The sequence below is a fragment of the Amycolatopsis azurea DSM 43854 genome, from assembly GCF_001995215.1.
Classification (GTDB): Bacteria; Actinomycetota; Actinomycetes; order Mycobacteriales; family Pseudonocardiaceae; genus Amycolatopsis; species Amycolatopsis azurea.
In genome coordinates, this window is record NZ_MUXN01000012.1 from 19183 (window position 1) to 40463 (window position 21281).

At 67.1% G+C, this 21281-nt stretch carries 21 protein-coding genes, 2 tRNA genes and 1 other RNA gene; 15 read left to right on the forward strand and 9 right to left on the reverse strand.

The window, feature by feature from the left end:
* Positions 1-564: a M48 metallopeptidase family protein gene (locus tag B0293_RS16690; protein ID WP_005167498.1), complete on the forward strand. Its 564-nt coding sequence runs from the start codon at positions 1-3 to the stop codon at positions 562-564.
* A 6-nt stretch (positions 565-570) separates the two neighbouring features.
* On the opposite strand, the gene B0293_RS16695 is transcribed toward B0293_RS16690, so the two are convergent.
* Entirely contained in the window at positions 571-1920 is a 1350-nt protein-coding gene (locus B0293_RS16695; RefSeq protein WP_005167496.1) for a zinc-dependent metalloprotease, read from the reverse strand.
* A 203-nt stretch (positions 1921-2123) separates the two neighbouring features.
* Between B0293_RS16695 and B0293_RS16700 the strand changes: the two genes are divergently transcribed.
* Complete coding sequence (locus tag B0293_RS16700) at positions 2124-3128, forward strand: YlbL family protein (protein ID WP_005167493.1); 1005 nt, start codon at positions 2124-2126, stop codon at positions 3126-3128.
* Positions 3129-3259: 131 nt separating this feature from the next.
* Here the strand turns inward: B0293_RS16700 and B0293_RS16705 are convergent, their stop codons facing one another.
* Positions 3260-3808, reverse strand: a complete 549-nt coding sequence (locus B0293_RS16705; protein ID WP_005167490.1) for a PPA1309 family protein — start codon at positions 3806-3808, stop codon at positions 3260-3262.
* A gap of 156 nt (positions 3809-3964) precedes the next feature.
* Here B0293_RS16705 and B0293_RS16710 point away from each other — a divergent pair, with 156 nt between their 5' ends.
* Together B0293_RS16710 and B0293_RS16715 are read left to right on the forward strand one after the other, a co-directional pair.
* Positions 3965-6955, forward strand: coding sequence for a UPF0182 family protein (locus tag B0293_RS16710; protein WP_039919855.1), 2991 nt, complete (start codon positions 3965-3967; stop codon positions 6953-6955).
* A 67-nt stretch (positions 6956-7022) separates the two neighbouring features.
* A tRNA-Met gene (locus B0293_RS16715) sits at positions 7023-7096 on the forward strand.
* 234 nt (positions 7097-7330) lie between these two features.
* On the opposite strand, the gene B0293_RS16720 is transcribed toward B0293_RS16715, so the two are convergent.
* Entirely contained in the window at positions 7331-8794 is a 1464-nt protein-coding gene (locus tag B0293_RS16720; protein WP_005168524.1) for an FAD-dependent monooxygenase, read from the reverse strand.
* A 92-nt stretch (positions 8795-8886) separates the two neighbouring features.
* On the opposite strand from B0293_RS16720, the gene B0293_RS16725 reads away from it, so the two are divergent.
* The 8 genes from B0293_RS16725 (at position 8887) to B0293_RS16760 (ending at position 14782) form a co-directional block, all read left to right on the forward strand.
* Positions 8887-9480, forward strand: coding sequence for a TetR/AcrR family transcriptional regulator C-terminal domain-containing protein (locus B0293_RS16725; protein WP_005168526.1), 594 nt, complete (start codon positions 8887-8889; stop codon positions 9478-9480).
* A gap of 83 nt (positions 9481-9563) precedes the next feature.
* Positions 9564-9637, forward strand: a tRNA-Met gene (locus B0293_RS16730).
* 277 nt (positions 9638-9914) lie between these two features.
* Positions 9915-10415: a PadR family transcriptional regulator gene (locus B0293_RS16735; protein WP_039920095.1), complete on the forward strand. Its 501-nt coding sequence runs from the start codon at positions 9915-9917 to the stop codon at positions 10413-10415.
* Between the two features lie 66 nt (positions 10416-10481).
* Positions 10482-11585, forward strand: coding sequence for a peptide chain release factor 2 (gene prfB / locus B0293_RS16740; protein ID WP_039920096.1), 1104 nt, complete (start codon positions 10482-10484; stop codon positions 11583-11585).
* A 135-nt stretch (positions 11586-11720) separates the two neighbouring features.
* The gene (ftsE, locus tag B0293_RS16745; protein ID WP_005168409.1) at positions 11721-12410 is read left to right on the forward strand and encodes a cell division ATP-binding protein FtsE; all 690 of its coding nucleotides are present in this window, start codon (positions 11721-11723) and stop codon (positions 12408-12410) included.
* A 51-nt stretch (positions 12411-12461) separates the two neighbouring features.
* Complete coding sequence (gene ftsX, locus B0293_RS16750; protein WP_005168411.1) at positions 12462-13355, forward strand: permease-like cell division protein FtsX; 894 nt, start codon at positions 12462-12464, stop codon at positions 13353-13355.
* Positions 13356-13406: 51 nt separating this feature from the next.
* A complete protein-coding gene (gene smpB, locus B0293_RS16755) occupies positions 13407-13889 on the forward strand; it encodes an SsrA-binding protein SmpB (RefSeq protein ID WP_034322147.1) in 483 nt (160 codons plus the stop codon).
* On the forward strand, positions 13886-14782 hold the full coding sequence (locus B0293_RS16760; RefSeq protein WP_005168414.1) for an amidohydrolase family protein: 897 nt from the start codon (positions 13886-13888) through the stop codon (positions 14780-14782). Before smpB ends, B0293_RS16760 begins: the two co-directional genes overlap by 4 nt.
* Here the strand turns inward: B0293_RS16760 and B0293_RS16765 are convergent.
* From B0293_RS16765 to B0293_RS16785, 5 genes are all read right to left on the reverse strand, one after another.
* Positions 14772-16097, reverse strand: a complete 1326-nt coding sequence (locus B0293_RS16765) for an acyltransferase family protein (protein ID WP_005168416.1) — start codon at positions 16095-16097, stop codon at positions 14772-14774. The two genes, B0293_RS16760 and B0293_RS16765, sit on opposite strands and share 11 nt — an antisense overlap.
* A gap of 93 nt (positions 16098-16190) precedes the next feature.
* Positions 16191-16442, reverse strand: coding sequence for a hypothetical protein (locus B0293_RS16770; protein WP_005168418.1), 252 nt, complete (start codon positions 16440-16442; stop codon positions 16191-16193).
* 81 nt (positions 16443-16523) lie between these two features.
* A complete protein-coding gene (locus tag B0293_RS16775; RefSeq protein ID WP_005168420.1) occupies positions 16524-17165 on the reverse strand; it encodes a response regulator transcription factor in 642 nt (213 codons plus the stop codon).
* Positions 17166-17217: 52 nt separating this feature from the next.
* The gene (locus B0293_RS16780; protein ID WP_005168422.1) at positions 17218-18357 is read right to left on the reverse strand and encodes a sensor histidine kinase; all 1140 of its coding nucleotides are present in this window, start codon (positions 18355-18357) and stop codon (positions 17218-17220) included.
* The gene (locus B0293_RS16785; protein ID WP_005168424.1) at positions 18354-19049 is read right to left on the reverse strand and encodes a sensor domain-containing protein; all 696 of its coding nucleotides are present in this window, start codon (positions 19047-19049) and stop codon (positions 18354-18356) included. The genes B0293_RS16780 and B0293_RS16785 overlap by 4 nt, the downstream gene beginning before the upstream one ends.
* A 155-nt stretch (positions 19050-19204) precedes the next feature.
* Here B0293_RS16785 and ssrA point away from each other — a divergent pair.
* From ssrA to B0293_RS43085, 3 genes are all read left to right on the forward strand, one after another.
* Positions 19205-19577: a transfer-messenger RNA gene (ssrA, locus tag B0293_RS16790) on the forward strand.
* Between the two features lie 70 nt (positions 19578-19647).
* The gene (locus B0293_RS16795) at positions 19648-19851 is read left to right on the forward strand and encodes an alpha/beta fold hydrolase (protein WP_005168426.1); all 204 of its coding nucleotides are present in this window, start codon (positions 19648-19650) and stop codon (positions 19849-19851) included.
* A gap of 342 nt (positions 19852-20193) precedes the next feature.
* Complete coding sequence (locus tag B0293_RS43085) at positions 20194-20409, forward strand: hypothetical protein (RefSeq protein ID WP_143254587.1); 216 nt, start codon at positions 20194-20196, stop codon at positions 20407-20409.
* Here B0293_RS43085 and B0293_RS16800 read toward each other — a convergent pair.
* Positions 20397-21182 carry an IclR family transcriptional regulator gene (locus tag B0293_RS16800; protein WP_005168428.1) on the reverse strand — a complete coding sequence of 262 codons (786 nt, stop codon included), beginning with the start codon at positions 21180-21182 and terminating at the stop codon, positions 20397-20399. The two genes, B0293_RS43085 and B0293_RS16800, sit on opposite strands and share 13 nt — an antisense overlap.
* Positions 21183-21281: the final 99 nt, after the last annotated feature.

Below are 21281 nucleotides of genomic sequence, written 5' to 3' on the forward strand. Positions count from 1 at the left end.
TTGAGGAGCCGGGACACGACGAATCCGTCGGACACTCCCGAACACAAGGTCGAGGTACGGCGTAGCCAACGCCGTCACCGGACCGTCACCGCGTACTGGGACGAGGACACCCTCGTCGTGCTGATCCCTGCCCGGATGACCCGGGCCGAGGAGAAGCACTGGGTAGCCGAGATGCAGCGCAAGCTGCTGCGCAAAGGGCCGCGGCAGGCCGCACCGCCGAAGGCGTCGGACGAGGCGCTCCTGGCGCGCTGCGCCGTGCTCTCGGCGAAGTATCTGGACGGAAAGGCGATACCCGCGAGCGTTCGCTGGGTGCCGCCGATGCGGACGAGGTGGGCGTCCTGCACGCCGGTCGACGCGACGATCAGGGTCAGTGATCGTCTGCGCCGGGTGCCGGCATGGGTGCTGGACTACGTCCTGGTGCACGAACTCGCGCATTTGAAAGAACCAGGGCACAACGCGGCGTTCTGGGAGCTCGTTCGCCGTTATCCCAAGACCGAGCGCGCCATCGGCTACCTGGAGGGCCTGTCCTCCGCCGCCGGATGGGGCATCGCGGCGGAGGACTGACGTGCCTCAGCTCTTGTCTTCGTCGTCCTTGGGCTTGTTCTTCTCGCGCTCGGTGCGTTCGATCTCGGCGATCGGGTCGATGCCTTCGAGGGTCGACTCACCGTCGCCGAGACGTTCGGCGAAGTCGAGCGGCTCGTCGAGGTCCTCGGCGGTCGGCATCAGGTCGGGGTGGGACCAGAGGCCGTCCCGCTTCTCGATGCCGTGCTGGTCGCCGACCAGCTTCCACAGCGCGGAAGCCGCCCGCATCCGCCTGGGCCGGAGCTCGAGCCCGACCAAGGTGGCGAAGGTCTGCTCGGCCGGGCCGCCCGTGGCCCGGCGGCGGCGCAGCGTCTCCCGGAGCGCGTCCGCGCCCGGGAGGCGGTCGCCGATGGCCTCGGCGACCACGACATCGACCCAGCCTTCGACCAGGGCGAGCAGGGTCTCCAGGCGGTTCAGTGCCGCCTTCTGCTCGGGCGAGGTCTGCGGCTCGAGCAGGCCGGAGGACATGGCCTCTTCGATGCTGGCCGGGTTCGACGGGTCGATCTGGCCCGCGAGCTGTTCCAGCGCCGAGGTGTCGACGGAAATACCGCTCGCGAACTCCTCGACGGTGGCCAGCAGTCGCTGCCGCAACCAGGGAACGTGCGCGAACAGCCGCTGGTGGGCGGCCTCGCGCGCGGCGATGAAGACCAGTACCTCGCTGGTCGGCAGCTCCAGGCCCTCGGTGAACTTCTCGATGTTCGCCGGCAGGAGCGCGGAGGTGGCCGCGGGGCCGAGCGGCAGGCCCACCTCGGTGGAGGTGAGCACTTCGGAAGCCAACTGAGCCAGGGCGTTGCCGAGCTGGGAGCCGAAGGCCATCCCGCCCATCTGCCCCATCATCGACAGCAGCGGGCCCGCGGCCTGCTTGGCCTCGTCAGGCAGGGCCTGGACCCAGGCACCCGAGACCTGCTGGGCTACGGGGTCGCAGAGACGCTGCCAGGTGGGCAGGGTCTTCTCGACCCACGTACGCGCGGACCAGGCGACGGTCGTCGTAGCCCCGGCGGGGAGGATCGTCGCGGCGTCGAGCCACAGCTCGGCCAGGTGGGCGGCGTCGCGGACGGCTGTGTTCGAGTCACCGCCGCTGGATGACGAAAAGCCGAGCTGGACGTCACCGCTTCCGCTGCTGCCGAGGTTCTGGAGCGCGATCTGTTTCGCCAGGTCGTAGTTGACCGGCCCGGTCGAGCTGCCGGCCTGGCTGAGCATCTGGCCCAGCTGGCTGAGCATCTGACCGAGCTGATTGAAGGCCTCGGCGCCGGAGGGCTGGCCGCCGGAATCCGACGGCTCGTTCTCGCCTCGTTTGTCGGGATCGGGCGGTCCGAAGCCGAACGGGGGTTTGCTCATGGCACCACCGTACGCGGGTCCTGGGACGCGGAGCTCGTCAAGTGGAGTGATGAGCGTGGCCTTCACCGAGAAGCGAACACCGTCACCGTACGCTGTCACGCGTGACAGAGCCCTCGGAGCAGACCACAGCAACGCGGACCCGCAAAGGCTCCGCGACTGACCAGGACCGCTCCGAGCGGCGGCTGACCCGGCGCGGCTGGACGTTGCTGGTCAGCGGCGCGCTGTTCGTCGCGTTCGCGCTGGTCGGGTTCTTCATCCCGGTGCCGTATGTGGCCATCAGTCCCGGTCCGACCTACGACACCCTGGGCAAGGACGCCGCCGGACAATCGGTGATCCAGGTCAACGGGCACGAGATCTTCCAGACCTCCGGCGAGCTGCGGATGACGACCGTCTCCCTGCGCGATGGCGGCATCACGCTGTTCAACGCGCTCGGGCTCTGGGCGAGTGGCCGGTACGCGCTGGCTCCGCGCGAGGAGTACTTCAAGCCGGGCGAGACCAACGAGCAGGTCCGCCAGGAGAACATCCAGCAGCTGCAGGACTCGCAGACCGCTGCGCAGGTCGCCGCGCTGCGCCGCAAGTTCCCGGTGAAGGTGCTCGCGAAGACGATCGTCTCCGGCAGCCCTGCGGACAAGGTGCTCGCCCCGGGTGACCGGCTTCTGGTGGTCAACGGGCAGACGGTCAAGGAAGCGACTGACGTGCGGGCCGCGCTGAACGGGACGAAGCCCGGGCAGACCGTCCAGATCACGTTCAAATCCGACGGGCAGGCCGAGCGCACCGTGCCGCTCACCCTCGCGCAGCGGCCCGATGGCCCGGAAGGCTTCATGGGCCTGACCGCGGTGGACCGCGCAGACGTTCCCTTCGACGTGAAAATCTCGCTGCAGGACGTCGGTGGCCCGTCGGCGGGCCTGATGTTCGCGCTCGCGATCGTCGACAAGATGGAGCCCGGCGACCTCGCCGGTGGCAGGCACATCGCCGGGACGGGTGAGATCTCGGAGAAGGGCGTCGTCGGCGCGATCGGCGGCATCTCGTTCAAGGTGGTCGGCGCACGCGAGGCCGGTGCCACCGACTTCCTCGTGCCCGCGCACAACTGCGCCGAGGCGAAGACCGCCGCCCCCGATGGCCTGAACCTGATCAAGGTGTCCACGCTGGACGAGGCGATCGCGCAGCTCGAGAACCTCAAGGCGGGGCGGCCGACCGCCTCCTGCTGACCGCAGAGGGAGCAAGGGACCTTTGCTATCGCCCGCCGGTCTGTATGTAGAGAGAGCAAGGGACCTTTGGTATCGCCCAGCGTGCGTCTGGGGCTGGCGATAGCAAAGGTCCCTTGCTCTCTTTTCGCAGGTCAGGGGAGCAGGGTCGCCTTCAGGGCTTCCAGCAGGTTCGGGGCCAGCTCCGGGTTCTCGATGATCTCGTCGACGGGGACGTCACCGGGTTCCTCGGGCTTCCCGGCACCGCGAAGCCGCATGACGCACGCGCCGGCACCGTCCCGCAGCACAGCGGCCACGAGCCGCGCTTCGGTCCGGCGCGGGTGGTCGGCGGCCGCTTGACGCAGACGTTCGGCATCGGTCTCGGGCACGACCGGAAGCTCGGCTTCGGCGTCCGGCGGCAGCACGATGATCTCCTGCGCGAGCGCGCAGCCCAGCACCAGATCCGGCCACGCGATCTGCGCCAGCGCTTCGCCCAGATCGCCGTCTGGCAGCGACTCCTGGGCGACCGGGGTCAGCGGGGCGGACGGGTCGAGCTGCCCGGCCAGTTCGGGCTGTTCGTCCAGCAGTGCCGCGGTCGGGACCAGCGCGAACAACTGCGGCGGCTGGTCCCATCCTCCGGAGGCGACGAACTCCTCGACTTCGCGGGCCAGGCCGGCCACGCCCTGCTGCTCACTCGGTGCCATTGGCACATCGTTCCAGGCGGTCGGGCAGGCGGCCTTCCGAGTCCGGTTTGGGCGGGTTCCGGGAACTTCTGACGGCATCCGTAGAGTTAGAGCATCAGGGGCCGCACGCGGTACGCGCGCCCCTGCGAAAAGTTCACCAAACCAGGAGCGTGTGCAGTGGCCACTCGGCCCCCCGTGAGCCTGCCGAAGCTGTCCCGGCGCAGCCGGATACTGCTCATCATCGCCGCCGTAGTCATTCTGGCCCTGCTGTTGGGCGCGAGACTGCTGGACACCTACGTCGACTGGTTGTGGTTCGGCGAGGTCGGCGCCCGCACGGTGTTCAGCACGGTGCTGATCACCCGCGTCGTCTTGTTCTTCGCCGTAGGGCTCTTGGTGGGCGGGTCGCTCGCGGTCAGCCTGATGATCGCGTACCGGTCCAGGCCCGTCTTCGTGCCGGTTTCCGGCAACGACGACCCGCTCGCGCGCTACCGGTCCGCGATCGTCGGCCGCATCCGGCTGTTCGGTATCGGCATCCCGGTGCTCACCGGGCTCATCGCCGGCGCGTCCGCGCAGAGCGACTGGCAGGTCGTGCAGCTGTTCCTGAACGGCACGCCGTTCGGCCAGACCGATCCCGAGTTCGGCAACGACGTCGGTTTCTACGCCTTCGATCTGCCGTTCTACAACTGGCTCCTGGGCTGGCTGTTCATCTCGGTCGTCATCGCGTTCTTCGGCGCGCTGATCGCGCACTACGTCTTCGGCGGCATCCGGCTCGCGGGCAAGGGCGGCCAGCTCGCCGGCCCGACCCGTGCCCAGCTCGCCATCACCATCGGCATCTTCGTGCTCCTGAAGGCGGTCGAGTACTTCTTCGACCGCTACAACCTGCTGCTCTCCGATCGGGGAGCGCCGCTGTTCGTCGGTGCGACCTACACCGACCTGAACGCGGTCCTGCCCGCGAAGCTCATCCTTCTGTGCATCTCGGTGATCTGTGCCGTCGCGTTCTTCGCCGGAGCGTTCCTGCGCAACCTGCAGCTGCCCGCGATCGCGCTGGTGCTGCTGATCCTGTCGAACGTGCTCGTCGGCGTCGCATGGCCCGCGGTGCTCGACCAGTTCTCGGTGAAGCCCAACGCCAACGAGAAGGAATCGGCGTCGATCCAGCGCAACATGGACGCGACACGTCAGGCGTTCGGCCTGACCAATGTCGAGTACAAGGACTACACCGGCAAGTCCGAGGCGACCTCCGCGGAGATCAAAGCGGACAAGGGGACCGTCCCGAACATCCGGCTCCTCGACCCGAACATCCTCAGCGACACCTTCACCCAGCGCGTCGGCCGTGAGAACTTCTACGGCTTCCCGTCCAAGCTGGACATCGACCGCTACACCCTCAACGGTGTCACGCAGGACTACATCGTCGCGGCCAAGGAGATCAAGACCGAAGGCCTCACCGGCAACCAGACGAACTGGATCAACAAGCACCTCGTCTACACGCACGGAAACGGCTTCGTCGCCGCGCCCGCCAACACGATCGACCGCGCGCTGAAGGACGCGAACTCCGACGGCGGCTACCCGATCGCCACCACCAGCGACACCCAGAACCAGTCGGGTGCCGGATCATCCGACCCGAACAAGCCGGGCATCAAGGTGGACGAGCCCCGTATCTATTACGGCGAGCTCGCGACCGACGCCGCGTACGCGATCGTCGGCGGCAAGGCGGGACAGGCGCCCGGCGAGTACGACACCGCTGTCGACCGCGGCTACATCTACAAGGGTTCCGGCGGCGTGCCGATCGACAACTGGTTCAACCGGCTGGTCTTCGCCGCCGAGTACGGCGAGCGGAACATCCTCTTCTCCGACGCCATCGGCGACGGATCCAAGATCATGTTCAACCGCGAGCCGCGTGAGCGCGTCGCGAAGGCCGCACCGTGGCTGACCCTCGACGGTGACCCGTACCCGGCGGTCGTCAACGGCAAGATCATCTGGATCGTCGACGGCTACACGACGATGAACAACTTCCCGTACGCCCAGCAGACCCAGCTCGGCCAGGCGACCAACGACTCGCTCAGCGGCACCACCCGCCAGGCGAACTCTTCGATCAACTACATCCGCAACTCGGTCAAGGCCACCGTCGACGCGTTCGACGGCACCGTGACCCTGTACGGGGTCGAGGACAACGAGCCGGTGCTCAACGCCTGGAAGAAGGTCTTCCCGGGGCTGGTCAAGCCGAGCAGCGAGATCTCCCCGGACCTGCGGTCGCACTTCCGCTACCCCGAAGACCTCTTCAAGGTGCAGCGGGAACTCCTGTCGAAGTACCACGTGAACAACCCCGCCGAGTTCTATGCGCAGCAGGCCTTCTGGAGTGTTCCGCAGGACCCGACGCAGGAAGGCGGCGTGAACGCGTCGGCCTCCGGTATCGCCAATCAGCCCGGCTACTACGTCCTGGCCACCGCGCCGGGCGACAGCAAGTCGCGGTTCCAGCTCACGAGTTCACTGACCGGTCTCCAACGGCAATACCTCGCGGCATGGATGTCGGTGTCTTCAGATCCCGAAGACTACGGACGAATGCAGGTCCTGAGACTGCCGACAGGAGCGAGCGGCGCGACCCAGGTGGACGGACCCGTCCAGGTTCAGAACAGATTCCAAAGTGACCCGCGGGTCGCGCAGGACCGGACACTGTTCAACAACCCGAACGTCACGGTCACCTACGGAAACCTGATCACCCTGCCCGTCGCCAACGGCTTCCTCTACGTGGAACCGGTCTACATCCGGCAACGGAACCAGCTGAGCTATCCGCAGCTGGCCCGGGTCCTGGTCTCCTACGGCACCAAGATCGGCTTCGCGCCGACGCTGAACGAAGCGCTCGACCAGGTCTTCGGTGCGGGCACCGGATCCGGGGTCACACCACCCCAGACCGGCGGCACCCCAGGACCTACGACACCGCCGCCGGGCACTACGACGCCGCCGCCCACCAGCAGCGGTAACCCGGCGCTCGAGAAGGCCGCGGGCGACATGCACGACGCCTGGACCAAGTACAAGGCGGCCCAGCAGACGGGCAACTACGCGGATCAAGGTGCCGCCCTCGCCGCACTCGACGCCGCGTACCGGGCCTACGAGGCGGCCAAGGCCAGCCCGCCGGCGACCAGCGCGCCGCCCACCAGCAAGCCCGGAGGGTGACGTCGCTTACCTAAAGGCCCCCTGCTTTGCGCCTGCTCGAAACGCAGGCGTAAGGTAGGGGACACAACGCGGGGTGGAGCAGCTCGGTAGCTCGCTGGGCTCATAACCCAGAGGTCGCAGGTTCAAATCCTGTCCCCGCTACAGAGGTAGGAGGCCCGTGTCTGCGAATTGCGCAGACCGGGCCTCCTTCGCATTTGTCCCGGGGGTCGAACCCCCGGACCCCCGCCAGGGAGGGCTCCGCCCCCTGGACCCCCCCGAAGCGTTCGGTGGCGAATGCGTGTGAGTGCGGGAGTGAGCAAGGGACCTTTGCTATCGCGCCGGGGTGGCGGCGGTAGCGGGGGACCTTGGTATCGCCGGGGGAGCGGGGGACCTTTGCTATCGCGCGGGGGTGGGGGTGGGGGCGACCCAGCTGGCATAGCCGTCGGGGCGGTAAAGGACGGCGTCCGTGGAGGGCCAAGGCGGAGACGTGACGAGCTGGGTCGTCAGGCGCGGCGAGCGGGCGTGGGCCCGGGCGGCGTCGAAGTGGGCCGAGCTGGTCGTCAGGAGTACGAAGCCGCCGTCGTGAAAGAGTGTGCTCGGGCGAAGCGGGCCGGCTTCGGTTGCGAGTTCCTGGTCGTTCAGCCGCGAGCCCAGCGCCGGGTGCGACGTCCCGTGGGTCGTATAGCGGATCCCGAGACCGGAGACCATGCCGCCCAAGTGCCGGTTCACGTCGGGCAACGTGACCAGGTCGGCGAATAAGTCGCGAAGCGCGCGAGACTCGTGCGACCGCGGAGTCAGCCCCAGCTGAGCCGCGACGTTGTGCAGCACCTGAGCGCCGACAGGGTGCCGTTCGGCCTCGTAGGTGTCCAGCAGGTCGTCACCGGCCCAACCACGAACGTTCGCGGCGAGCTTCCAGCCCAGGTTCATGGCGTCCTGCACGCCCAGGTTCAACCCCTGGCCGCCCGCCGGGAAATGGATGTGCGCCGCGTCGCCCGCCAGCAGCACTCGCCCGACGCGATAGTGCTCCGCCTGCCGCGCGGCGTCCGAGAACTGCGACGCCCACCGGATTTCCGACACCGTCGCTGTCTCACCGTACGAATCGAGCAGCGCCTGACGGACTTCCTCGTGCGAGATGGCGGACCGGATGTCTTTGGGCCGCGAGGCCCTGTCGCCGTAGACGAACCGGTAGAGACCCGGTTCGCCCAACGGAATCAGGCCTTTGAACGTGGTCGCGCCGGTCGGCTCGCCGACGTTCCGCATCGTTCGCCACTGTTTTTGCGCACCGTCAGGGATTTTGTCGAACAGGACGTCCGCGACCACGCCGAAACCTTGACCGTCCACGCCGGGAAAGTCCACGTTCAGTCCTTTGCGTACAACACTTCGAGAGCCGTCGCAGCCGACGAGGTACTTCGCGCGCAGCCGGGTTTCGCCACCGTCTGTTCGGTGCCGGACAGAGACAGAGTCTTTGTCCTGAACGAAATCGATTACTTCGGCTCCTCGCACCACCTTCGTTCCTTGTGCGGCAAGCCGTTCTTCCAGGTACTCCTCGACCTGTGCCTGCGGAATCCCCATCTGGAAGGGAAAACGGGTGTCCCAGCAGTGGTAGTCGACCGGGATCATCGCGAAATGTCCGTCCTGCACTGTCGTGAACGAACGCTCTTCGGCACCGTCCAGAAGTCCGCGCAGCTCCAGTATTTCCGCGGTCCGCGGTTGCAGGTTCAGCGCTTTCGACAATCCCGTGCGCTCGGGAAGCCGTTCCAGCACCACGACATCGACGCCGGCGAGCGCGAGTTCGTGGGCCAGCATCAGCCCGGTCGGCCCCGCCCCGGCCACGACCACGTCCGTCCCCAGGTTGTCCATACCACTCCTTAACAACGTTAAATTGACCTGCGACCAGAGTGCCCTTAACATCGTTAAATTGTCAAGGCGCTACCGCCGGAAAGAAGGTAAAAGTGGGTCTGACCAGGCAGGACATCGTCCGCGCCGGGCTGCGGCTGCTCAACGACGTCGGGCTCAACGGGCTGACGCTCCGCCTGATCGCGCAGGAACTCGATGTCAAAGCGCCGGCGCTGTACTGGCACGTGAAGAACAAACAAGAGCTGCTCGACGAGATGGCGACGCAGATGTACGCCGACGCGATGCCGGGCCGGGTGCCGGAAGGCCTGGGGGAACGGGAAACCCTCGAGGTGGCGTCACGGGGTATGCGCCGGATGATGCTCGCTTACCGTGACGGGGCAAAGGTCTTCTCCGGGACCTTCATGACGGACGACGACCTGCTCGGTGACAATCCGCTTCAAGGGCGCGTCGACGCGGGGCTCGAACCGTACCTGGCTGGACGAGCGTTGTTCACCGTTTACAGCTACGTCGTCGGCTTCACCATCGAAGAACAGGCCGTTTATCCCGTTCCGGGCGAACGGGACCCGCGCTACGACATCTTGCCCACCGCGTGGGTCTTCGATGAGGACGTCGAGGGCAGATTCGGCGACGGGCTGACCATGGTGCTCGACGGCGTCTTCGCCTGGCTGGATGACAAAGTCTTGCCATAAAGGCAGGTCAAAGGCACTTCGGGAAGTTAAGGGCACCCGCCTGAAACCCGGTTTCGCCCCCGTGTAATCTACTAACACAACGACGCGGGGTGGAGCAGCTCGGTAGCTCGCTGGGCTCATAACCCAGAGGTCGCAGGTTCAAATCCTGTCCCCGCTACAGAGAAAACGAAGCGCGGATCTGCGGAAATCGCAGATCCGCGCTTCTTCTTTTTCCGGTTCCGCGGTGCGTGCCCTCCGGGGCGATCATCCGCCGTCGTTGGTCGGAGCGGGGGACGTGTGCCGCTGTCCGTGGCGAAGGCCGGTTGCGCAGCGTATTCGGTCCATTGTGGACAGGCGTAGTGCGTTGGGCCGAATGAGCGCATATCACTAGCCACAATGGACAGATGTGCTGACCACAGTGGACACAGGTTCCGAAAAGTGGGACCGTAGAGGATGTGTCCGAATTGAATGCAACAGCCGCCGCACTGCTCGGTCTTCTCCACGACGGTCCCGCCACGGGCGGGCAACTGGTCGCGGGGGCGGGTGAGCGTTTCGGCGCCTTCTTCAGCGTGACCCGCAGCCAGGTGTACCGGGAGCTCCCCGCCTTGTCGAAGGAGGGCCTCGTCCGCCTCGGCAAGCAGGGCCCGCGGTCGAGCCAGCAGTACCTCATCACCGCGGCGGGCAAGAAGGCGTTCAAGACGTGGCTGTCCTCCGAAGCCGGTCCTGACCACCTCCGCAGCCCGCTGATCCTGCGTCTCGTGCACGCCGGCTCGCTGACGGTGAAGCAGCGCTCGACTCTCCTCGAGTCGGCGCGCGCCAGCTACACCCAGCAGCTCGACGAAGCCAAGGCGGCCACCAAGGCGGCCGACGGTCCCTACGCCAAGGCGGTCGCCGAGTTCGCTCAGGCGCAGGCGAAAGCGGCACTGAAACTGCTGGATTCCATCCCCCAGTCCTGACCCGGACAGGTGCCCACGACCGGTTCCCCGCAACCGGTCGTGGGTTTTGCCGTAACCTTGGCCGACGTGAGTGATGAGTTCGATGCAGCACTGAAGGACCTGGCCGGCAAGCTGACGCAGATCGAGTCGGTGATGGACCTGGATGCGCTGCGTGCCCAGGTGGCCGAGCTGGAGGAACAGGCGTCCAGCCCGAACCTCTGGGACGACCCCGAAGCGGCGCAGAAGGTCACCAGCCAGTTGTCCCACCGGCAGAGTGAGCTGCGACGCATCTCCGAGCTGCGGCAGCGGCTCGACGACCTGGGCGTCCTCTACGAACTGGCCGAGGCGGAGGGCGACTCCGCCAGTGTGGCCGAGTCCGAGACCGAGCTCACGGCCCTCACCAAGGACATCGACGGGCTCGAGGTCCGCACCCTGCTGTCGGGTGAGTACGACCCGCGGAACGCCGTGGTCACCATCCGGTCCGAAGCGGGCGGCGTCGACGCGGCCGACTGGGCCGAGATGCTGCTCCGGATGTACCTGCGGTGGGCGGAGCGGCACAACTACCCGACGGACGTCTACGACATCTCCTACGCGGAAGAGGCGGGCATCAAGTCCGCCACGTTCAAGGTGAGCGCTCCCTACGTCTACGGCACGCTCTCGGTCGAGCAGGGCACGCACCGGCTGGTGCGCATCTCGCCGTTCGACAATCAGAGCCGCCGCCAGACCTCCTTCGCGCACGTCGAGGTGATGCCCGAGGTCGAGGAGGTCGACCACGTCGACATCCCTGAGAAGGACATCCGCGTCGACGTCTACCGCTCGTCCGGCCCCGGCGGCCAGAGCGTCAACACGACGGACTCGGCGGTGCGGATCACGCACATCCCGACCGGCGTCGTCGTTTCGTGTCAGAACGAAAAGTCGCAGCTGCAGAACAAGGCGGCCGCGATGAAGGTGCTCCAGGCGCGGCTGCTGCAGCGGAAGAAGGAAGAGGAGCGCGCCGAGATGGACGCGCTCAAGGACGGAGGCTCCAGCTGGGGCAACCAGATGCGTTCCTACGTGCTGCACCCGTACCAGATGGTCAAGGACCTGCGGACCGAGTTCGAGGTCGGCAACCCGTCGTCCGTGCTCGACGGCGAGATCGACGGCTTCTTGGAGGCGGGCATCCGCTGGCGCAAGCAGTCCGGAGCCGCGTAACAACCCTGCGTGAGAGACCAAGGGACCTTTGCTGTCACTCTCCGGGAGAGAGTGACAGCAAAGGTCCCTTGCTCGCTTGGCCGCCGGGACCGGGCTACCCGGGCTTAACGACGGGCATGGGTAGTATGCCGAACCGTGATCCGGCTCGAAGAGGTTTCCAAGGTCTACAAGACCTCGACCCGTCCCGCCCTCGAAAGGGTGTCGGTCGAGATCGACAAAGGGGAGTTCGTCTTCCTGATCGGTCCCTCGGGGTCCGGGAAGTCGACCTTCCTGCGTCTCCTGCTGCGCGAAGAGGTGCCGAGCAAGGGTCGCGTCATGGTCTCCAACTTCGACGTCGCCAAGCTCGCCCGTCGCCGGGTGCCGCGGCTGCGGCAGACCATCGGCTGCGTCTTCCAGGACTTCCGTCTGCTGTCGAACAAGACCGTCGCCGAGAACGTCGCCTTCGCGCTCGAAGTCATCGGCAAGCCGCGCCCCACGATCCGCAAGGTCGTCCCCGAGGTCCTCGAACTCGTCGGGCTCGACGGCAAGGCCGACCGCCTCCCCAACGAACTCTCCGGTGGTGAGCAGCAGCGTGTCGCGATCGCCCGCGCGTTCGTGAACCGCCCGCTCGTGCTGCTCGCCGACGAACCGACCGGGAACCTGGACCCCGACACCAGCCAGGACATCATGTTGCTGCTGGAGCGGATCAACCGCACCGGCACGACGGTGCTGATGGCCACCCACGACCATTCGATCGTGGACTCGATGCGGCGAAGGGTCGTCGAGCTTCAGCTCGGCAAGGTCATCCGTGACGACGCCCGAGGCGTCTACGGCATCGGCCGCTGACCGGCCCCGCCCTCCTCCGTAACCCACGACTTCCAAGGGACATCAACCCCGATGCGCGCCAGTTTCGTCTTCAGCGAGGTAGTCACCGGCTTGCGCCGGAACGTCACGATGACCATCGCGATGGTCCTCACCACCGCGGTCTCCCTCGCCATGCTCGGCTTCGGTCTGCTGGCCGTCGGAACGATCGACAAGATGAAGGCCAACTTCCTCGCCGACGTCGAGGTTTCGGTCTATCTGGTCAACGACATCAGCTCGGGTGACCCCAACTGCTCGCAGTCCGCCTGCCAGGCGCTGCGCCAGGACCTCCAAGGCAACGACGGCGTCGAATCGGTCGTGTTCGAGAACCGCGAGCAGTCCTACGAGCGGTTCAAGAAGATGTTCGAGAGCCAGCCGGAACTGCTCGCGCTCACCGGGCCGGAGGCGCTGCCCGCATCGCTCCACGTCAAGCTGAAGAACCCCGAGCGCAGCCAGGCGATCATCCAGGAGTACACCGGCAAACCGGGCGTCAGCAAGGTCGACGACCAGCAGAAGGCACTGGACCGCGTGTTCAACGCGCTCAACGGTGTGCGGAACCTGGCGTTCGGCGCCGCGCTGATCATGGCCATCGCCGCGCTGCTGCTGATCGCCAACACGATCCAGGTGTCGGCGTTCACCCGGCGCACCGAGGTCGGCATCATGCGACTGGTCGGCGCGACCCGCTGGTACACGCAGCTGCCGTTCCTCCTGGAGGCGGTGGTCGCCGGCCTTGTCGGCGCGATCATCGGTATCGTCTTCCTGGTACTCACCAAGGTGCTGTTGCTCGACCTGGTGCTCACCGGTGACGTGTTCCCCGCGGTCGGCATGCTCGAATTGCTGTTCCCGGTGGCGCCGATCCTGCTCGCCGTCTCGATCGTCATTTCGGCGATCACCGGCTACGTGACGCTGCGTCTGTACGTGCGCCACTAGCCGCCCGATAACCACCTGCCCGAACACAGAAACTCACGTAGAGTCGCCGCTATGCCCAAGGAACGTGGACACAAGGTGATCGTGTCGAACCGCAAGGCTCGCCACGATTACTCCATCCTCGACACCTACGAAGCCGGTCTCGTGCTCGTCGGTACCGAGGTGAAGAGCCTGCGTGAAGGACGGGCATCACTCGCGGACGCGTTCGCCACGGTGGACGACGGCGAGGTCTGGCTGCGCAACGTGCACATCCCGGAGTACGTGCAGGGCACCTGGACGAACCACACGCCGCGCCGCACCCGGAAACTGCTGCTGCACCGCCAGGAGATCGAGAAGCTCATCGGCAAGACCAAGGAGAGCGGCCTTTCGCTGGTCCCGCTGTCGATGTACTTCAAGGACGGCAAGGTCAAGGTCGAGATCGCGTTGGCGAAGGGCAAGAAGTCCTACGACAAGCGGCAGGACATCGCCAAGCGGGACGCGGACCGCACCATCAGCCGGGCCATGGGCCGGGCGCTGAAGGGCCGGTACAACGATTGATCCACGGACCCGCCTCGGACGCCGAGATCCCTGAGTGGATCGCTGCGCTGGGCATCGACGGGCTCGTGGACATCCACCTGCACTTCCTGCCGAAGCCGGTCATGGACAAGGTGTGGGCCTACTTCGACCAGGCCGAGGAGCACTACGGCGTTGCCTGGCCGGTGTACTACCGCACGCCTGAGGAAGAGCGGATCGAAACCCTGCGCTCGTTCGGCGTGCGCAGGTTCGCGCCGCTGGTCTATCCGCACAAGCCGGGGATGGCCGAATGGCTGACGTCCTGGGCGCTGGAGTTCGCCGAACGCGTCCCGGAAGCCGTGCCGACGGGCACGTTCTACCCCGAACCGGGTGCACTGTCCGTTGTGGACGGTGCGCTGCGCGCCGGTGCCCGATGTTTCAAGGCACATGTCCAGGTCGGCGCCTACGACCCGCGTGACGAGCTGCTGGACGGCGTCTGGGGCGCGCTGGCAGATGCCGGTGTCCCGGTGGTCGTCCACTGTGGACACGGTCCGTTGAAGGGCGCCTACACCGGGCTACGGTTGTTCGAAGAGATCCTGGTACGGCATCCGAACCTGACACTGGTGCTCGCGCACGCCGGCATGCCGGAGATCGCTTTCGCGTTCGAGCTGGCCCGGAAGTATCCGCGCGTGTACCTCGACACCACGATGGTCGGGGTCGAGTTCACCCTGCGCGGCAACCCGCTCCCGCCGGACTGGGCGGATCTGCTGGCGGAGTTCCCGGATCGCGTTGTGCTCGGCACCGACTTCCCCAACATCCCGTACTCCTACGCCACACAGCTGCAGGCGATCGTCGGCTGGGCCGCCGACGATCGCCTGGGTGAGCCTTTCCTGCGGGCGGTGCTGCACGACACCCCCGCGAAACTGCTCAGCGTTTGAGCTGTGCCACCTCGGTGGCCGAGACCGCGCGGCCGAGCAGCCGCGTTCCCAGCTCCGTGATCGGGATCTGCTTGCCCGCCAGGAGGAATCCGCCCGTCGCCAGCGCCACCCACGGCGCCGGGCCTTGGGCGAGACCGTCGCTCAGCGGGGCGAAACCGCGCGCGGCCAGCCCGAGCAGGCCACCGGCGATCGCGAGTCCGGCCAGGACGAGCTGAGGCGTCTGCGCGGTCGAGGCAGGGCCGGAACCCTGGGTTTCGAAGCGGGCGAACAGCCGCAGGAGACCGAGGAGCACGAGCCCGCAGGCACCGAGCCAGGCCGGGACCATCGTCAGCCACAGCACGGAACCCGGTTCGGGGGTTTCGTATCCCAGGCCGTAGACCGCGACACCGGAGACGACGATCAGCGCCGGCATGTGCCACAAGTAGACACTCATGAACCGCGGGCCGATCCACTTCAGGGCGGCGTCGAGGTTCGGACGGGCGGCCAAGGCGTTCAGCTGCGGTTTGAAGGCCAGCAGGAGACCGATCTGGCCGATCGCGAGGAACGCCAGCAGCACGGTCGGCGGGCTCATGTTCGAAACCGGCGCACCCGGCATGCCGATCATGCTGGCCGGGTACGGGCCGAAGGCGACCATCAGCGCGGTGATGCCGAACCCGATACTTGCCATGCCCAGCGCGGCGTTGCGGCCGATCGAGCCGAGCCGGCCCCGCGTGTAGTGGAAACCGAGCTGGTGCACGGCCATCCAGACGAAGACGGCGTTCGCGAAACCGATCAGGCCGAGGTCGTTGAAGCGGGCGACGTCGACGAGCACGGCGGCGGCGAGCATCACGAGCGGGACCTTCAGGCCCCAGCGGCGATGCGCCGCGGCCAGCATCGGGGTGAGGAGCACAGTGAGCACGTACACGGCCAGGAACCACAGCAGCTGGGCGGCGATCGCGCCGCCGACCTGCAGCGGCTGTTCCGGAACGCCGATCCCGCGCAGGATGTCCGGAACGAACAGCCAGACGGCCACCAGCGGCAGCACCGGGATCATCAGCCGCTTGAGGCGGGCCGCGAGCCAGGAACGGGAACTTTCCGCGCGGCCCAAGGAGATCAGGTTCGCCGCGCCACCGGCGAAGAAGACGAGCGGCATGACCTGGGACAGCCAGGTGACGACCCACCAGCCAGGTGTCGCGAGGGCGTTCCCGGTGGACAGATGACCGTCGGCGTAGGAGAGCACCGGCATACCCCAGTGCTGGACGACGACCGCGAGGATCGCGACCGCCCGGACGATGTCCAGGAACCTGTCCCGGCCCTGTTTCTGGCTTGTGTGCATGGAAAAGAGCCTGGTACGTCAGGGCTTCGAAAACAGCGGTGCGGGCCGCCGTATCGGTCTTCCTGTTTTCGCCCGTCGAAGGTGGAGTTTTCCCTACCCCACACCGTCGGGTTCGGGCTCGGGCCGCGGCGCGGGCTCCGGGACCGGCGCCGCGCACAGCCGGAATTCCCAGCAGTCGTCCTCGGCGCGGCCGAGTTCGTAGCGGGTTTCGATCTTCGGCCCGTCATGCAGATGGACGTGCTTGAGGACGGTGCCCGCGATCGGTTCGGTGTCACCGAGTTCCTGGACGCGTCCGTCGAGCGGACCGCCGAAGAACCGGGCGCGGTGGGAGGGCCGGTCGGTCATGGGTCCTCCTTGGTTCGGCTCGTCTCTCACCATCAGTCTGCCCATGTTAGGTGAGTGACGGCGTCGCCACCAAGAGCTACTTCAGCGTCCTAAGTAAGTGAGCACCGCGCGGACCCGGCGGTGTTCCACCGAACTCGCTTCGAGGCCGAGCTTCGAGAAGATGTTGCCGATGTGCTTCTCGACGGCGCCGTGCGAAACGACGAGCGAGTTCGCGATCGCGGTGTTCGACAGACCCTGCGCCATCAGCCCCAGCACTTCAGATTCGCGGGCGGTGAGCGCGTCGAGCGGGTTCTTGCGGCCCCGCGCCATCAGCTGCGCGATGACGTCCGGATCGATGGCCGTGCCGCCGCCGGCGACCCGCTTGACCGCGTCGAGGAAGTCGCCGACGTCGGCGACGCGTTCCTTGAGCAGGTAACCGACTCCGCCCGCGCCGCCGGACAGCAACTCGACGGCGTAGCTCTCCTCGACGTACTGGGACAGCACGAGAACGGGCAGGCCGGGGACGGCTTCACGGGCTCCCAGCGCCGCGCGCAGGCCTTCGTCGGTGAACGTGGGCGGCATCCGCACGTCGACGATCGCGAGATCCGGCCGGTGCTCCTTGACCGCGCCGAGCAGGTCGTCGCCGTTGTCCACGGCGGCGACCGTCTCGATGTTCTCGTCGGCGAGCAGGCGGATCACCCCCGCGCGCAACAGCACTGCGTCTTCGGCGATGACGACCCGCATCCTGCCCCCAGGTTCGTGAGTGAACGGCAGGGCCTATTCACTCACGAACGGGTCACCACTGGCACGGCAGGTCCGCGCGAATCACCGTCGGGCCGCCGGGCGGGCTGACGACGGTGATCACGCCGTCGATCGTGGCCGCGCGGTCGGCGAGGCCGGCGAGCCCGCCACCTGGCCGGACTTCGGCGCCACCGTGCCCGTTGTCGGTGATCTCGACGATCACCATCGAGTCGGTGCGCCACACCTTCACACCGGCTTCGGTCGCGCCCGAGTGCTTCGCGATGTTCGTCAGCGTCTCGCCGACGATGAAGTACGCCGTCGTCTCGACCGCGGCGGGCGGACGCGGCTCGACGTCCACTTCCACGTCGACGTGGATCGGGGATTTCGCGGCCTGCGCGGACAACGCCGCGTCGAGACCGCGGTCGCCGAGCACGGCCGGGTAGATGCCCCGGGCGAGATCGCGCAGTTCCGACACCGCCAGCTTGGCGTCGAGATGCGCCTCGTCGATCAGTTCGCGCACGGCGTTCGGGTCCTGGTCGAACTTCGACTTCGCACGGCCCAGGCTCATCGCGACCGCGACCAGGCGCTGCTGGGCGCCGTCGTGCAGGTCGCGTTCGATGCGGCGGCGTTCGGCCTCGGCGGCGTCGACACCGCGGGCCCGCGACGCTTGCAGCCGCTCGGCCTTCTGCTCCAGCCGCTGAGTGCGGTTCGGGCCGAGCAGGGAGAACGCGAGGTTGCCGTGCAGCCAGCCGATCCACGGGGTCACCCAGATCGCCATCGGCAGCAGCACGATCGACGCGATCGCGATCGGGAGTTCCACGCAGGCGATGGGGAGCGCCACCATCAAGTAGGCGAAGTCGCGCCATGTCGTCGGGTCGGTCAGCCGGGTCAGCCAGCGCTTGACCAGCGAAAGTCCCTCGACGGGGAGACGTTCCACCGGCTCCAGCGGGGTTTCGAGCATCTTCCGCGCCCAGCCGCGCTCCCGGTCGCCGGACCAGCGGATGAAGTTGGTCGTGGCCATGAGGATCGGGAAGCCGATCCACACCACCGCCGTCCCGATGCCGACCGCCAGGCCGACGATGATCAAGATGAACTGGAGCAGCCGGAACAGGAAGCTGACGAGCATGTAGACGATCGACCTCAACGGCCGGGGCCGCGGGATGTCGACTTGCTTGATCTGCTGGTCGATCGTCATCCGTTCACCGTGCTCATCGTCGGAACCTCGCCCCATGAATCCTCCAGACGGCGGCGCTGGGCCTGAGTGGGCCCGAGCAGCGCCGTCGCCAGCCGGGCGTGCAGCCCGGCCAGCGCCTTCGTCAACGCTACCGACAGGGCGACGCACAAGACGCCGAGAGCCGCCCAAGGCAGCGCCGAGACCGTCGAGTCGACGGTGAACCACGCGTTTTCCCAGGTCGGGAAGCGATACTCGCCGCCAGGAAGGAAGCGGTAGTAGATCGGCAGGCCCGCGAGGCCGAGACTGGTCGACCAGAACGCCGTGACCAGCACGAACTCGATGATCCCGACCGGGAAGAGCAGGAAGAAGTAGCCGAGGTCGCGCCAGGTCGAGCCGTCCTTCAGCCGCGCCTTCCACCGCACGGACTGGCCGCCGGTGGGCAGCGGGAGGTACGGCAGGTCGATGTAGCGGTCGAGCAGCGCGTACACCCTGGCGCGCTCCATCCGGGCCGCGCCGCGGACCGTCAGGATCACCAGCGCGAGGATGGGCAGCCCGATCCAGACGATCGCCGTGCCGATCCCCGCCCAGATGAACGCCATCAGGAGCGCGAAGGCCAGGACGCCCATCGGCAGGTTCATCAGCAGGTAGACCAGCGAACCGCCGAACGACGGATCGGACCTGCTCAGCTCCCGCTCGGCCGCCAGCGAACTCATGGTCGTGCTCCTCTCCTGGTCGAGGAGACAAGCATCGCGCTCGCGGGCGCCCGCTGACATGGTGCCCACGGGCATCTCCCAGGTGGGGCTAGCCCCACCTGCGGGATTAACCCGGTTGCCGACCGCGTTATGCTGTACAGGTTGTGTCCCACCAAGGGGGTGAACGGTTTCGACTTTGGACGTTGAATCAGGAGAAGCGTGCCGGTGCAGGCGAGAGACCACCGCAAGCGTCATCGCAAACCAATAAGCGCCGAGCCTAAGAGCCAGCGCGAGTTCGCTCTTGCTGCCTAAGCAGTAGAGCAACTCTGTCGGTCCGGGGTCGCCTCCGACCCGGTCACCGGCATCAGCTAGGAGGCTTACCGCCACACTCGGCTACGGGGTGTGGTTGGGAATCAAACAGTGGCTGGGCTCGTCACTTCAGCTTGTTCGCGTGACTGAAGGGGCCAAGTAGAGACATAGCGGACTGCGCACGGAGAAGTCCTGGTGATACGCCAGAGGACCCGGGTTCAATTCCCGGCACCTCCACCTCGCGGATGGCGAGCGTTCCTTGGGAGCGCTCGCCATCCGTCATTTCAGGGTGTCTTTTGGAGCGGGTGGTGTGAAGGTCGACGTCGAGTTGATCGCGGAGCTGGTGCTCGACGAGCCCGCTCATCTGGTCGGGCTGTCGTATGGCGCCATCGTCGCGCTGCTCGCCGCCGCGCGACGGCCGGAGACGGTGAGGTCTTCTTCCCGCTCGCAGGCGTGCCGTTGCCCATCCCGGATCCGGTGCCTGAAACCTTGCGGCGCGGGGCTCGCGCCTTGATCGGGATGCGGCCTCCGGGAGACGCGGAATTACCACTCGACGTGCTGGCCGCGGCGGATTTCCCGACGCTGGTGATCACCGGTGACGCGATCGCGGACGGAACCGGTGCGCGCCGCGAGATCGTGCGAGGAATGGGGCCATTTGGTTCCGGATACGGGCGGGCCGTTCACCGAGCTTTTGGAAGATTTTCTGAATCACGGAGGGTAGCTAAATCAGGGTCGATTTCATCTCGATTCACCCTCAATGGTGATCTTGTTCGGGTGGGGTGTCATGCTGAGTGTCCGACCATGGCCCTCTAACGAAACGACCCCGTGTCGCCGGAGGGCCGGAAGAAGGTGGCAGATGACCTGGGCTAGGCATTCCAGTCGTCCCGATCCCGCAGAAGACCAGAGCCGGATGGCCGGTGTGCGCGCGGAGGAAGAAGTCCGCCTCACCCTGCAGAACGGCAGAGCCGCCAGGACTGTCGCCGGGCATGCCTCGGACGCCATCGACTGTGCGGAACTACTGGCCATGCTCGGTCTTGAGGGAGTCCAGAAGAAGCACGCTCAGCGCATCTGACCCCCGATCCGGGTGGTCAGTTCGGCCGCGGTCAGACGGACCTCCTCGGCGAGGTCAGGCCAAGTTTCCTCGCAACCCTCACTGCCTGGGCAGAGGTGGCGGAGGGTCACGCTGATCGCCGCCATCGGCCGGCCGCCGTGGTCGAAGACGGGGCAGGCCACCGAGGCGAATCCCTCGGTGACGTGGCCGTCTTCGACCGCCCAGCCGAGCCTGCCTTCCGCGTTCAGCGTGCGGCGCAGTTCGGCGAGCGTGCGTGGACCGCGGCCGGTGCGCAGGACGAACGCCGACACGGCCGGGAAGAGCGCGCGTACGTGGGGCGACGGCAGGTTGCGGAGGATCGCCCTGCCTGATGCCGTGAGCTGACCCGGGAGCCGGACGCCGACCTCGGTGACCAGGGTTTCCGGGCGCGTGGGGCGCTCTTTGACCAGGTAGAGCGACTCGTTGCCGTGCAGCACGCCGAGATGCGCCGTGTGGCCCACTCGATCAGCGAGTTTGCGCAGCAGCGGGGCGGCGAGCCGTTCCAGCGGATCGTGCCGCAGGTAGGCCGAGCCGAGTTCGAACGCGGCGATGCCGAGGCCGTACCGGCGCTCGGCGGGCAGGTGCGTCACGAAACCGGCGGCCTCCAGTTCGGCGAGCAGGTGATACGTCGTCGAGCGGGGAAGGCCGAGCTCGCGCGCGATCGCGGCCGCCGACACCGGGCCGGGGCGGGCGGCGAGAGCACGGAGGATACCCAGGCCGCGTCTCAGCGCCGGTACCTCGCTGCTGTCACCCATGCCGACCTCCTGCTCGTCCGACCCGGGGGAGCAAGGGGCCTTTGCTATCGCTTCTCTCAACGTCGAGAGAAGCGATAGCAAAGGTCCCTTGCTCTCCTT